Genomic DNA, 766 nt, shown 5'->3' with positions numbered 1-766 from the left:
GCGGCTGCTGCTGTCCTGGATGAACGGCATTCTAAGCGAAGCGGAACGGGAAGAGCTGGCGGGGCTGGATTGGCTGCGGGGGCCTGGCGCTATTATTCTGACCCAGTTCCATCCGGCGACTGGCGAAAGCGGCGATTCCGGGACCGGTGCGCTCATCGCCGAGATGGAGCGGGTGTGCGGGCGTTATGGCCCTGCATGCACCTTGCCGCTTGACGTCTCACCGAGCGGCGGCTGCGAGCTGCTGACATTGTTGCCGTGGCTATCGCCGGCGTTTGTCGAAGGAGAACATGTTACGGGCCTGGCGGTAGGCGACAGCTGGAAGAGGTCGGACTCGTCCGAATCCGGCTACGAATGGAGCCGCAAGACCGACACTCTATCCGCGCCTGCTTCGGCAGATGAAGCGGAGCTGCTCCGAGACTTAAGGTCGCCATCCGCCTCTACCCCGACAGATGAAGAGTGGCTGCTCCGAAACTTAAAGTCGCCATCCGCCTCTACCCCGACAGACGCGGAGTGGCTGCTCCAGGACTTAAAGTCGCTAAACGAAGCTTGGCATCGCCGCGGACGGTTGTGCCACACTGTTGGCAGAGCTCGGAATTCGATGTGGGAAGAGGGGCAGCGGGCATTTCGTCATGCCCGTTCTGCAAGCGCTTACCACTTCTACGAAAAAGAAGGCGGCGTGCTTGTGGGAGGGGAGCCGTTGGCATCCCGGGATTCGGGCGCCGCGATCGACAGCGAAGCGTTGTACGAGGCGCTTCAGCGCAGTGAT

The 766-nt window shown here is 62.0% G+C and carries 1 protein-coding gene; it reads left to right on the top strand.

The genetic code is table 11. From position 1 onward, the window contains the following. Nucleotides 1-766, top strand: a 766-nt coding sequence (locus tag PAT3040_RS37445; protein ID WP_181376843.1) for a hypothetical protein, incomplete at both ends; no start/stop codon positions are given.

Source organism: Paenibacillus agaridevorans, from assembly GCF_003112455.1.
Lineage (GTDB): Bacteria > Bacillota > Bacilli > Paenibacillales > Paenibacillaceae > Pristimantibacillus > Pristimantibacillus agaridevorans.
Note: the sequence above shows the minus strand (reverse complement) of the source record. Positions and strands in the feature narration are given on the sequence as shown.